A 13,226-nucleotide genomic window follows, 5' to 3' on the forward strand; every position below is an offset into this window, starting at 1 on the left:
CAATCCCTAAAGAAAAATTCCAATCAAGGATGTCGATCTATCGCTGCCCCAATCGCTGCAGCAACAAATAAGATCTGCACATAACGGAGACCTATCTGAACAAAATAATCGCTCACACTCATTCCGCTTAAAGGAAGTAAGATCACGAAATCCAAGATCCAATTTTCAATTAGCCAGATCGCACCAATAAAAAGAAAAGTTTTAAACGCAGGCCTTTGAATTCTTTTGGAAAGAAGAAATAGTAAATAAGAGCCTGTTGCAGTTCCTACAAGAAGCATCACTGTTTTGAAAGTGAACATATCCACCAGAAGTTTTCTTTCCGGCGAAAAGAAGCCCATAGCCACTACGAAAGGGACCAACCAAACTAAAAATCCGAAACTAAGTACTCGAACCAAAATGTTTTTCATTCAGGAATCTATATATGTTTTCTTTGAAGAGTAAACCAATCTTTGGTTGGTAAGAAATAAAAAGTTCCCGATTAGGAATCCGTCTAAATCAGGATTTTTTCCGCTAAGGGAAGATGAACCCTGAATGTGGTCCTCCCCGGAACGGAATCGAAATCTATTTTTCCTTGGTGTCTTTCTACTATCTTTCTGCAAATATCCAAACCCAAACCGCTTCCTTCTCCTTTTTCTTTTGTGGTGAAGAATGGTTCGAAAATCCGATCTTGGATCTCCTTTGGAACCCCGGGGCCATCATCAGTGACGGAAACGATCAAGTAATCGTCCTTAATATGAGATTCCAGATCTAATCTGCCTTGGTAAGAAATCGCTTGGAATGCATTATTGATTAGATTTGCCCAAACCTGAGTCAATTGATCCGCCTGTCCTTTTACAAGCGAATTATCCGCAAAATCCCTGCGGATCTCCACTCCTTGTTTTACTTTATTATAATATAGGGTGAGAACAAGATCCATCTGTTCTCTTATATCGATCAGACTAATTCCAGTATGATCCTGATACACATAAGTTTTTAAAGCTCTAATGACCCTGGCAGCTTTTGAGGCGGCTTCTCTGACTACATTACTATATCTTAAAATTCCAGATAAATTATAAGCATTTGCGACTAATGTAGGAAATTTATCTTTATGAATGTCTCTAACTAAATCGGGAATATCCTCTACCCTTATCCCTAATTCAGCCAGGTTTTCCGAGAGGAATTCAGAAGATGGAAATCCAAGATTTTGTAAAGTTTCTCGGATGATCTTTCTATTTTTCCTTTCTTCGGAAGAATCATAGAAATCAGGAAAAATACTTCCTTTCGTGAAGATTTTCTTCCAAGCCTCTCTTTCCTGAATATCCAGGTCTGCAAATTCACAGAGTAATTTCTCCCAATCTTGGCGGAACACACTTTGTATTCCTTCGTTAGAAGAAATAATCGCACCTAAAGGAGTGTTCACCTCATGAGCAATACCGGCGATCAATTGCCCGAGCACAGCCATTTTTTCGGATTGGACTAGCTGTGCCTGCGTAGATTTCAATTCATCCAATGCTAAAAGAAGATCTCTATTCGTATTTTCTAAATAAGTATTTGTTGCTTTTAGCTGTTCTGTTCTAAGAATTACTTTTTGTTCCAGATCCTCGTTTAGTTGTCGGATCTCTTCTTCCGCTTTTTTCCTTTCTGAAATGTCTCTTACGATTGCTTGCAGTAGAGCTTTTCCATTCAGAGTTACGGAAGTTAATGTAACCTCTGCATCAAAATTGGTCCTATCCTTTCTGCAATGTAGCCAATCGAAAGTTTGGGGTTTGCCCGCAAAAGCCGCCTGTATTTTTTGAAATGCTTTTTGAGAAGAAGGAGCACCATCCGGTTGTATCTCAGGAGAAAAATCAACAGGAGAAGCCCCTATTATATCTTCTCTTTTACAACCAAACATCTCTTCCGTTTTAGGGTTACATTCTAAAAAGATCTTATCGTCCATGAGAAAGATTGCCTCTCCCGCGGATTCAAATAATGTCTTAAATTTTACCTCGTGTTCTTCAAGAGCTACTTGGGCGACACGAATGTCAGAAAGTGTCACGGCTAATTTTTCTTCCGTCTTCTTTCTTTCCGTGAGATCTTCGAAAATCAAAGTAACACCGAAAATCCCAAAGTCATCGAAAAGTGGATTCACTCTGATACGGACCTGCAACAAAAGGCCACTTACTGTTGTATTATAAGGACCTTCGTAATCGGAAGCTTCTCCTTGGAGACCTTTGCCGATCAATGTGGAAACTCTTGTATCTTTTAAATTAGAATAAGAAAGCCCGATGATCTTTTCTCTTCCTGCTCTTAGAAAACGTAGAGAAGAATCGTTTGCTTCTATAATTTTTCCCTGCCTATCGAATATCATGAGACCGATAGGTGATTGTTCGAATAGATCTCTATATACGTTTTCGCTCTTAGGTCCGTTCATAAGAATCTGGAAAAAATTCGAAAGCTCGCACAACTCTGTACGAGTGATTTTTCATATCAACCTAATAATTAGGACGAGGCTGGGAGGGTAACGTAGAATGTCGTACCTTCTTCCGAACTTACAAATCGGATGGAGCCCCCATGTTCTTCTGCCACATTTTTGCAAATATCTAGGCCTAGTCCTGTTCCTTCTCCAGGAGACTTAGTAGTGAAGAATGGATCAAAAATCCTATCTTTGATCTCTGAAGGAACTCCAGTACCTGTATCTTGGACTGAAATTTCCCAGTATTCACCTTTTCGTTCCGCATCTACGAATATTCTTCCGGAATAATTCATAGCGTGTAATGCGTTAGTGATGAGATTGGTCCAGATCAAGTATAATCTTTCCGGATCTCCCGATACTCTTGCGGATTCAGGGATATTTATATCCACAATCACCTTGTTTTTCATTTTAGAATAATATAATGTAATAATGTTCTCTATTTGCTCTTTAGGGGAAACGGATTCAGAGTGAGGTTTCCAATCTCCTTCTCCAGATGCATAACTTTTTAATGCTTGGATTACACGAGAGGCTTTGATAGAAGCATCCAAGATCAGTTGGCTGGATCTGGCAATACTAGAAAGAGCAGATGCATTACTTACGATCATCCATCCTCTTTCCCCTTTGGGGATCTTATCCGCCAATTCTGAAACTTGGTCCGGAGAAATCCCTAGATCGGTCAAAGCATCCGCCATTACTAGAGAATTTTCTATGCCGACTTCTTTCAGTATAACTTCCGATTTTTTCCTTTTAGATCTTTCTTCCTTGGAGTCGAAATCAGAATTAACTGCACCCCCCTTTTTGAACAGTATTCCCCAAAATTCTCTCTCTTCTCTATTAAAACTGGAATATTCCTTTAAAAGTTTTTCCCATGGCTCGTTTAGAATAGAACGTATACCTTCGGTGGAAGAGCGAATTGCGCCTAACGGAGTATTTAACTCATGTGCAATCCCTGCGATCAATCTTCCTAATACCGCCATTTTTTCGGATCGAACCAAGTTCTCCTGGGTTTTCTTGAGCTCGTCCATGGCCGTTCTTAGTTTATCGTTAGCAGTCACCAAATAAGTATTAGTAGATCTTAATTCTTCCGTTCTTTCTGCAACTGTGACCTCTAATTCTTTATTCGCATTTCGGATCACAAACTCCGCGGTTGCCAGATCCGCAACGAGCAAGCTTTGCCTAAGACTTGCGATCACTACCATTACTCCTGCAGAAAACCAAATCACTAATCGAATGATCTCGGGAAGGCCAGTGAGAGTTAAGGAAAGAATGATAGCTGCGGAACAAACGATGACTTCCAATAAAGGAAGAATTCTTAAAAGCCCACTTTCTGTTGCAGATTCTCTTTCAATTTCTCCCGAAGAATTTGGAACCCAGGTCAAAGTTCCATATCCTAAAAGCAAGAGGCTTGCGGAAAATCCTGCGTTTGTTAAGGTTCCATCGTCTGGAACAGCAATCAAAAATAAAGAATTCCATTGCAACCAACTGATCCCCATTCCTGCCAGTCCGATTATCAAACATAAAAATGGAAAGTCCGCTTTTAAGCGTAAAGATGGTTTCATCAATACACCTATGCAAGCTGCCGAAAGCATAGATACTGGATAAACCGACAGAGTTAATAACTGGAACCAAGGCCTATCTTCTTTTTTAGAAAGATATAATACTAAGGTAACTGCAAGAACTGCGATCGCAAGTCCTAAGGCGTCCATAAAGGCCACCTTCATTCTATTAGTTGGAACTCTATCTTTTAAGAATCTAGCAAAACCGATGGCAAAGAACGGTCCTAACCATGGATAGAATAGGTCGCTTGGTGCAGGAAAACTATAAAACTTGGAAAGAGCTTGGATATCCCAAACAATCTGGCCAAGAAAATAAGAAAGAAGGCCGAGGAAAAACCAGAACCTGAATCTTTTAGTTTCTCCTTCTGCAGATTTATAGCCGAACCAAGCCGTGATCGTAGCGATTGCGATAGATGAAGTCCAATGGATATTATCGTAAATCCGTAATAATTCCGTTTCATCCGTGAAATATATGAGAACAAATAGTATTAGAACGAATATAGATCCTAATGTTATGGAAAGAAATCCTAAATTTCTATCCTTTGAGGAACGAAATTCTAGTGTGGAAACCAAGGAATTCATGCGGATCAGCGGGGCAAAATCCTACACCTTCAAAAATCGAAGTCCACACTTTTTTATTTCCAAAAGGATGTACCCCGTTGTTGGAGTTCCTACAAACGTATTACGACAAGGTTCTTATCATTAGAACAAGTTTAAATTTAATATAAAGTTCGGGCTCCTTTATCAGGTATATGAGGAAGAAAGTTTAAACTCACAGGAATATATCTACCTCTTACCCAACGAAACATACTCACTGAACTATTCCAAATCCAAGGCATCCAAGTAAAAACATCTTCATCTTGTCGAAGCATCTTCTTCAAGGTTAAAGAAATCGGTGTGCCTGAAGTGAAAATGAATGTCCTTTCCGAATTAGAAGGTTGAAAATAAGTTTCGCAGGCAAGATCCACTCTAGATTGGAAATTTGCGAAAGTTTCTATTCCGGGTGGGGTGAAATCCCCTTTTCTCCAAACGGCCAATATCTCCTCGGTTAATTTGAAAAATAGAGCGGCAGAACGAACTCCACCTTTTAGTCGAACTTTAGAAAATTGTAATAATGATCTTTGGAATTCAGGTCTGGTCCCGGAAAGATGTTCCGCATACTTCTTCCATAACTCGGAGGGGAATTCATTCCAATTTGCATCAAAAGAATGAAAATCGGGTTCCGCTTTTTGATTGGAATGCACCGAACAAATCCCTTTCATAAAAAATTCCGCAGTTTCTTTATGCCTTCTCATTGTCCCGGAGATGATCTTATCCGGAAAATCTCCGTTAGAAGCCATGTACTTTCCAAGGGCAAACGCTTGTTCTTTGCCCTTATCGGTCAATAAATCGTAATCTTCTCCCGTGGAATTCGCCTGCCCGTGGCGAATCAGATATATTACGGACATATTTATGATTCCGTAGTGAATCTAGGATTTACGATCTCTACTTTTTCAATAACGGATTCTTTTATATGTTTCCAGTATTCCGTATCTTCCAAAGATTTTTTTTCCTTCCGGATAATATCTCTCAGTTCTTCATTCCAAGAAGAAGTCAGATTTTTCTTCTCATTCCAAGTTTTAGGAAGTTCGGTTTTCTTTTTGAGCAAGGAAGAAAGTCTGGTAAGTTCTTTGTCTAAAGATTCTTCACCTGAGCGTATTTCTCTGGAGATCACTCCGAGCATATTCCAACTTACTAATGTTTTATATGCGAGAAGGTCCTTATCCCTAAACTCGGGTAGGACCTCTTTCATTAGAAAATCCTGGATTGCTTCCAATAATTCCGTGGCGCTTGGTTTATCCTGCATAATGATTTCCTTATTTTATGGACTCTTCAATGAGTCTCATTGCCTCGTATTCCATCTCACAGGCTCTTCTTCCTATGGATGCGAGTTCTATCCCCTTATCTTTTCCGGAAAGATGACGTTCTGCTTGGCCGATACAACCGATCGCCCAACGAAGATTTCCCATCACTTCCCAATATCTGATCTTAATAGGATCTAGTTTTACACCGGATGCCTTCTCATAGATCTCGTAAAACTCGGAACGATCAGCAAAGCCGCCTGCTTCTTTATTCAGTTTTCCGAATCTCCAATCCCTCATACATAACCAGGTCAGATCTTCGTGACGATCTCCCCAATGTGCAAATTCCCAATCCACAATTCCTTGCAAGCCTTCGGAATTCACCATGAAGTTTCCCGTTCTAAAGTCTCCATGGATCAGAACGACTGCATCACTTTCAGGAGCATTCTTCTCTAACCAATTCAAAATGATTTCCATGGCAGGATATGCTCCATCCATGGATTCCAATTGAGAACGTAATGCTTGGACAGAACCTTGGGCAACAGTTTTGCCGCTTACATGTTGTCCTAGATTCAAAACTTCTTTTAGTTTTTCATCCTTACATTTTTCAGGAGTAACTGAATGGATACTCGCAAGATTTTCCGCTAACTCTTGGGTGATTTGTTTACGAACCTTATTTAAACTTGGATCTTTTACTACAAATCGTCCTGTAGCCTTACCTTGGATCCTTTTCATAAAGTAGAATGGATTTCCAGTGACCGAGTTATCAGACTCTAACCAAAACGGTTCAGGAGTTTTAACTCCGGCTTCAAATGCCATTCTGCAAACCTTAAACTCGTTGATTCGAGACAAAGAAGCGAGCAAAGAAGCTCCCTTATCCGTTCTATATACGGTTTGGTATTGTCCTGATTCAGGACCACCATTGACTTTAATGTCTGCGGAAAAATTTTCCTGGCAGGCTCCTCCCGAAAGAGAAACCATATTAGCGATTTCTACTGTTCCTTGAAGCCTTTTTCCTAAATATGATTCCAGCCTTTCCTTCAATTCGGAATCTTTCACGATCAGAAGCTCTCCTTTCCGGATATTAAATTCCTGCCGATCACCATCTTATGAGTTTCAGTAGGACCGTCTGCGATCCTAGCGGCCCTCGCATCTCTATAAAATAATTCTAATTTAAGATAACGACTAAAACCGTGAGACCCACAGATCTGAATTGCCCTATCTATACATTTATTCAATGTTTCACTTACCTGCCACTTGGCTAAAGAGACAGCCTGTCTTGCATCTCCACCTTTACGTAGAATGTCTGCAGCCTTTAATGTAAGTAAAAAACCTGATTCTATTTCCAATGAAGATTCCGCAAACATCCATTGGATACCTTGGTGATCCGATAATTTTCCACCGAATAATTCTCTTTTGATCGCGTATTCTCTTGCGATCTCCATGGATCTTCTGGCAAGTCCGATCCATCTCATACAATGTGTAAGCCTTGCAGGTCCTAACCGTTCTTGGGAAAGTCTAAAACCTTCTCCAATTTTTCCGAGTACTTGGGACTCATGTACTTTTACATTTTCGAATTTTAGTTCGCAATGCCCGCCTGGGCCATGTGAACCTAAAACTCCGATCTCCTGTACCATTGTGTATCCAGGCGCGTCGGTAGGAACTAAGAACATAGAAGTTCTTCTGAAACTATCATTCACCTTTGACATCACGATCAAGAAAGAAGCACCATTCGCACCGGTGCAGTACCATTTATGACCGTTTAGAATATAATGATCCCCGTCCTTCTCTGCGTTAGTCGAAAGAGTCGTAGGATCCGAACCGGCACCCGGAGGAGGTTCGGTCATTGCAAACCCTGAGCGGATCTTTCCTTCCACAAGAGGATGATAATACTTCTTCTTTTGTTCTTCATTTGCAGCTAAATGAAGAAGATGCATATTTCCTTCATCAGGAGCATCACAATTACATAAATAAGGAGCAATAGGAGAACGGCCCAACTCGCTGAATACAAGTGCTGTACCAACTAAGTCCAGACCTAAACCACCTTCCGATTTAGGAAGATGAGCGGTCCATAACCCTCTTTTTTTAGCTTCTTCTCTTAACTTCTGAACGATCGCCTCAGGCATTCTACCATGATCGTAATCGTAATGATCTTCCGCAGGGATGGCAATTTCGTCTACGAATGCTTTTGCTTTTGCCCTGATTCCATCTAGTTCCTTAGGTATGGATAAATCCATGATATATTCAATTTTCCTTATTTATTCTTTTATTAATTCAGGAGGAAGTTTAAATTTTCCGATCCTGTCGTTATGAAGACTGCCTAAATAGATATACTCCCCTTTTCTTTTTACGGAAGTAATCTCTTTAAGGTGTTTACCCTTGGGTTCTTGGAAGCTCGCCTCAACCACTCCATTTTCATCCAAAATGACTGCAAACCCGTAAGGCTGAGGTTTAGGCCAAAGGAATTTAGGTAGTTTAGCTACGATAGATTTTGTCCAAGGGCGAGGATGTAGGATCTTATCCACCATATTATTTCGAACAGTGAATAAGGCTAGATAGAAATGACCTTTACGATCCGAAGAAATATTATCAGGAAATCCAGGAAGATTCTCAGCCCAGATCTCACTCGTTCCAGCTTTAGGTCCTTTGATCCAATACCTATGGATCCTATATTTATAAGTTTCGTTTAATACTAGGAAATCCTCGTTTTTAGAAAGAGCCACTCCATTTGGGAAGAAAAGATCCTTCATAAGAGTTATGGTCTTCTTTGTATGAGGATCGTATTTAAGCAAACGACCATGAGGAACGGACTCCATTAGATCATACAAATATTCTGCAGAGCCATATTTATCACTCGCATCAGAAAAATAGATCGTTCCATCTTTAGCAACATCAAGATCATCAGTGAATTTGAAAGGGACACCTTCCGATTCAGTGCTCAAAACCTCTACCTTTCCATCTTTGCCGATCTTTAATAAACCTTTGATTGCATCTGCAACTATGATGGAACCATCTCCTAATAATTTCATTCCAAGAGGTCGACCTCCCGTGAATGCGTGTGCCTTCATTTCTCCGTCTTTAGAGATGAGATACACTTTGCCATCTTCACTCGCAGAGTAGATATTTCCATCGTCATCCGGTTCTATATCTTCCGGACCATGTATCTTTCCGAGTGCGATTAGTTCAGCGGATTCCAAAGCTTTGTTTTCTTGGAAGTTGCCAATCAAACCAGTATCGATAGGCGGTTGGTAAGCGATTGGTTGAATAGGAGAAGGTTTGAGTGCAAAACCTATTATGAAAATGATAATGAACGCTGCAGAGAGCAGGAGGATTTTTTTCGTGTTCACGATTCCCTCCTTAGGGAAAACGAATGAGACGCTACTTACGAAGGTCGGGCAGTCAACGTAAAATTCTGAGGTTCCCGCCTTCTTACCAGAATAATTGATTGCGGCTCCCAACCAATCGCCGATATCGTACATGAGGACTAAAAACTTTTCCAGTCCGTTTTGGCATGAAGATCTCTGAAGATATGGTAAATAAACACGGTCTCCGCTTTAAGGAATCCGCTGTTATTTTCGATGAGAACGAACCTGCCGATCAAATGTATCTGATCCTTTCCGGAAAAGTGGGAATCCATAAAAAAGTAAAAGAAGCATTCAAACTTCTAATAGAACTGAAAGAAGGGGATATGTTCGGTGAGATGGCGCTGGTGGATCGCAAACCCAGAAGTGCAAGAGCCATCGCAAAAACCGACGTATTATTATTTGCGATCACTGAGAGCGTGTTCTATAACCTAATCCAGACCAACCCTTCTTTTTCTCTAAAGATGGTAAAGATGCTTTCTTCCAGATTAAGAGAGACCAACCAAACCATAGCTAGTCTTTTAAAAGGAGACAGAAAGAATATTGTAACATCTGCACTCATTACTTTCGCACAGACGAGAGGAGAACAAGAAGATGGACAATACAAGGTACATTTGGCTGCATTTATGAAATGGGCCATCTTAAGAGTCGGATTGGAACATACGGATTTGGTATCCGCGATCAATCTTTTAGTAAAAGACAAGATGGTCGAACAACCTAAAAACGATCCCAGCCATATATTGATACGGGAAACGTTTTTTAAATATACATTGGACCAGTAATTCTTGGCTGAACAAAGCTCACCGGCCAAACAAAGCAGGCTGGATTATCTAGACAATCTCAGATCCTTTGCATTATTATTAGGATTAGCATTCCATGTAGCGATCGTATATGCGGCGATCATTATATATCCATTAAGAAATGATGATAGATCTATAGCATTCGATGTATTCGGAGAATGGGTACATCTTTTCAGAATGCCAATGTTCTTCGTTCTTTCCGGATATTTTACGGAAAGAATCTATCTTTCCAAAACATTAAAAGAATTTTTAAGATTAAGAGCATTAAGGATCATTCTTCCCTTAATTCCAGGAATTATATTATTCGCACCAATGCAATATTATGTGAACGCATTACAAGAAGGATACCAAGGAAATTATTTCAAATTTTTATGGGAAGAATTCTTACTTAAGAATCCAGCTCCTTCTCACCTTTGGTTTATTCTATATTTAGCATTATATACATTTTTATATTTAGGTGTTCGACCGGTAATCTCAAGGATCGGAAAATTTATACTTCCTTCTTCCAGGTATGGAGAAGAAGGATCTGAAAATAGATCCAGCATAAAATGGGAAACATTACTTATCGCAGGAATTTGGTGTACAATCTGGACCTGTGGCATTAATTACTTTTTCCTAAAGGATGAAAAATACCTGAATATAGAACCGGTCCAGTTTATATATGATTTCAGTTTTTTCTTGTTCGGAAGTTTTTTGATCGGAAAAGAAAGTACGATCTTAAAAGGGAAAACGGATCGTTCTGAGATCATTCTACTCGGATTTTTGTCCTTCGTATTTTTCGGATTATTTTATTGGGTAAGTACGATCGATCCGTACTGGTCTTATTTCGGATATACTGGATTCGGGATGAGAATACTTCATATTTTTCTAAAATGTTTGGGCGGATGGATCTGGATCGCATTCTTTATCCGACTTTTCCAACTCTTCTTTAATAAGACCAATAAACTTAGTTCCTACTTAAGAGAATCCAGTTTGCCGGTATATTTAATCCATCATCCGATCTCTCTTGGGATCGGATTTTTAGTAGTGAGCACAGGTCTTTCTATCTGGATAAAATTTTCGCTTCATATTTTCTTTGTATATGCTCTAACTTTTTTAGTGTATCATTTTGTTATCCGAGATTCAAACTTCTGGTTGACTGTTCTCGGAAATAAAGGGATCAGTTTTAAGCGAAATAAATAATATAGAGAAACAGAAATCTTAAGTTCAGTTCTTTTATTTTACTTTAACAACTTAAGTATTCTTTCAACCGCTAGCCGTATTGAATTGGCAGGTCTCGGTCTTTCATATACGATTTTCCCATCTGGCAAACGGAAATACACTTCTCCGTTCTTAGAAAAAACGTCAGGTAGCCCAAATTGGCGATTTTCTGCTTGAGCCTTTCGTATAGCCCTTTCAAAAATTCGGGTAAACTCTTCGGCTTCTTCTTGGTAGACTTTCTTTTTTAATTTACTCATCTTTGTCAATTCCCTGGAGAAAAAGAGAATATAACTCCTGATTCACTATATCATAATTAGATTTTCCGCCAAGCGCAAAACATTCAAGCCTCTCACCCGAATTAAAATACGCTGCCCAATTATCAGCCATAGAACGATATATTTTCCAGAAGTTCCACCTACTTCGGACGAACCGTCGAGCAACAATATCGTCCGGTATACTATGACCACCTTTCGCGACTCTGTCTCGAATCCTTTCTATACATTGTTTAGAAGATTCCAGCACTGTATAAAAAATACTAATCCGATATCCGGACTTTCTAAATTTCTGAATGGTCGCTCTTAGGTATCTCCCTGACAAAGTAGATTCAATAATTAGACTATTTCCTAAACCTAACTCTCTATCTATCGCTTGAAAAAATAATTTCCCTGCTTCCAAATGACCGCTTGTTGTTCCTCGATTTTCTAAACCTTTTTCCATTTCATCGGCATTTAAAAAAATATAACCATATACATTTCGATGCTCTAAGGCAAAGGTCGTTTTTCCGGAACCATTCGGTCCGGCCACGATGATCAGATGTTTCATCAAATCGGAAATTAATTAGGAATTTAGATAAGCCAATCAAATTCTAATTATTAAAATATACTTCTCAAGGAAAACTGGTTCCGTACTTTTTTCCTTCGGCTTCTACCTATAAGCCAACATTAATCTAGTAATTCTACGTATAGAAATTTATCAACCTAGGGTTCATAATTTTTCTGCAAAAAAGCAAGGAAATCATGAACCTCAATCGAAAAACTTGGATCTATATTTTATTATTCTACACGATCGGATTTATAGGCTGCACAAAAGACAATAACAACACCGATCCTTTGATATATTTGGTCGCACTCAATAATCTCTCTGTTGCCGATATCGTATTTGAAAAAGGTTTTCCTGGCTCGGACAATATTCTTACTACAAATAATTTCACAGGAGTTGCAGGAGATTATACGATCACAATCGGTGGGGAATCAGCAACCGGGATAAATCTTCCTGGAGACGGAAGTTTAGAATTTATAATGCCGACTGTCTCTGGTATTACAGAGAACACCACACTTAGAATGGTAGTCACTAAAAACGGAAATCCATTACTTTCTAAAACCGTTAGATATAGACCGATTATAGATTTTACGTTAGGAACACCAAATAGTTATATCAGACCTACAAGTGCAGCTGATCAAAATAGTTATTTCAGTATTACATTAGGAAGCACAGGAGATGTTCTTTTTAATATTTTCGGATATTTCGGAGCCAATCTGAATTTATACTATTATAGTAGCCCGACAGGTTCTAAAACTACGATCATAGAAAATGGAAAAACGGGAGCTCAATTTAAAAAAGCAAATCTTGCAAGCGGAACTTATATTATAGAAGTCAAATATTCAAACGGTATAATTCCTGCAAGTTATAGAACCAATATCGCAAACGGCCAGATCCAAGCGACTTCGGTTTCCAACTGGGTCAGTTCCGCTCTATGTTACGAAAAATTGGGAGGTGGAAATACGTATGTAGGACCTGCTCATGATTGTAATGGTCTGAATTCAGGCAGTATGACACGCAGCGGAAGATGCACTTATCCTTCGGATCAAGGCATAACTACTAGAAATTATTATATATCACCTCCAGGCGGAGGTCCAGGCTTTCTTACCAGTTATGCTGAGTTTACCTGTACCGTTCCGGGCAATGGGTCGACTAACGAAGCGGATGCAATCTTCGAGGATAATTAGAAGGTAAGTCCTTCATACTTTCATAAT

General features: G+C 39.3%; 13 protein-coding genes. 3 read left to right on the plus strand and 10 right to left on the minus strand.

All coding sequences use genetic code 11. The features are described from left to right. Positions 1–23 precede the first annotated feature (23 nt). The 8 genes from EHO65_RS06635 to EHO65_RS06670 all read right to left on the minus strand — a co-directional run bounded on the left by EHO65_RS06635 (position 24) and on the right by EHO65_RS06670 (position 9,310). Positions 24–407 (minus strand): hypothetical protein, encoded by a 384-nt coding sequence (locus EHO65_RS06635; protein ID WP_135773345.1) that lies wholly within the window; start codon positions 405–407, stop codon positions 24–26. Between the two features lie 83 nt (positions 408–490). After that, positions 491–2,392, minus strand: coding sequence for a PAS domain-containing sensor histidine kinase (locus EHO65_RS06640; protein ID WP_135773346.1), 1,902 nt, complete (start codon positions 2,390–2,392; stop codon positions 491–493). A 68-nt stretch (positions 2,393–2,460) separates the two neighbouring features. Then, a complete protein-coding gene (locus EHO65_RS06645; protein WP_135773347.1) occupies positions 2,461–4,572 on the minus strand; it encodes a sensor histidine kinase in 2,112 nt (703 codons plus the stop codon). A 137-nt stretch (positions 4,573–4,709) separates the two neighbouring features. Next, positions 4,710–5,438, minus strand: coding sequence for a histidine phosphatase family protein (locus EHO65_RS06650; protein ID WP_135773348.1), 729 nt, complete (start codon positions 5,436–5,438; stop codon positions 4,710–4,712). Positions 5,439–5,440: 2 nt separating this feature from the next. Then, positions 5,441–5,836: a DUF6285 domain-containing protein gene (locus tag EHO65_RS06655; protein WP_135773349.1), complete on the minus strand. Its 396-nt coding sequence runs from the start codon at positions 5,834–5,836 to the stop codon at positions 5,441–5,443. A gap of 10 nt (positions 5,837–5,846) precedes the next feature. Beyond that, positions 5,847–6,890: a phosphotransferase family protein gene (locus EHO65_RS06660; RefSeq protein ID WP_135628889.1), complete on the minus strand. Its 1,044-nt coding sequence runs from the start codon at positions 6,888–6,890 to the stop codon at positions 5,847–5,849. 2 nt (positions 6,891–6,892) lie between these two features. Then, positions 6,893–8,068 carry an acyl-CoA dehydrogenase family protein gene (locus EHO65_RS06665; protein ID WP_135773350.1) on the minus strand — a complete coding sequence of 392 codons (1,176 nt, stop codon included), beginning with the start codon at positions 8,066–8,068 and terminating at the stop codon, positions 6,893–6,895. 21 nt (positions 8,069–8,089) lie between these two features. Further along, a complete protein-coding gene (locus EHO65_RS06670; RefSeq protein WP_135773351.1) occupies positions 8,090–9,310 on the minus strand; it encodes an SMP-30/gluconolactonase/LRE family protein in 1,221 nt (406 codons plus the stop codon). 32 nt (positions 9,311–9,342) lie between these two features. Here EHO65_RS06670 and EHO65_RS06675 point away from each other — a divergent pair, with 32 nt between their 5' ends. Next, complete coding sequence (locus EHO65_RS06675) at positions 9,343–9,975, plus strand: Crp/Fnr family transcriptional regulator (protein ID WP_135773352.1); 633 nt, start codon at positions 9,343–9,345, stop codon at positions 9,973–9,975. A 3-nt stretch (positions 9,976–9,978) separates the two neighbouring features. Further along, complete coding sequence (locus EHO65_RS06680; protein ID WP_135773353.1) at positions 9,979–11,175, plus strand: acyltransferase family protein; 1,197 nt, start codon at positions 9,979–9,981, stop codon at positions 11,173–11,175. 38 nt (positions 11,176–11,213) lie between these two features. Here the strand turns inward: EHO65_RS06680 and EHO65_RS06685 are convergent, their stop codons facing one another. Both EHO65_RS06685 and EHO65_RS06690 read right to left on the minus strand, forming a co-directional pair. Beyond that, on the minus strand, positions 11,214–11,450 hold the full coding sequence (locus tag EHO65_RS06685) for a hypothetical protein (protein WP_135773354.1): 237 nt from the start codon (positions 11,448–11,450) through the stop codon (positions 11,214–11,216). Then, positions 11,443–12,015 carry an ATPase gene (locus EHO65_RS06690; protein WP_135773355.1) on the minus strand — a complete coding sequence of 191 codons (573 nt, stop codon included), beginning with the start codon at positions 12,013–12,015 and terminating at the stop codon, positions 11,443–11,445. Before EHO65_RS06690 ends, EHO65_RS06685 begins: the two co-directional genes overlap by 8 nt. A 194-nt stretch (positions 12,016–12,209) precedes the next feature. On the opposite strand from EHO65_RS06690, the gene EHO65_RS06695 reads away from it, so the two are divergent. Then, the gene (locus tag EHO65_RS06695) at positions 12,210–13,199 is read left to right on the plus strand and encodes a hypothetical protein (protein ID WP_135773356.1); all 990 of its coding nucleotides are present in this window, start codon (positions 12,210–12,212) and stop codon (positions 13,197–13,199) included. The last annotated feature ends 27 nt before the right edge of the window (positions 13,200–13,226 follow it).

The sequence above is a fragment of the Leptospira andrefontaineae genome (assembly GCF_004770105.1).
Classification (GTDB): domain Bacteria; phylum Spirochaetota; class Leptospiria; order Leptospirales; family Leptospiraceae; genus Leptospira_B; species Leptospira_B andrefontaineae.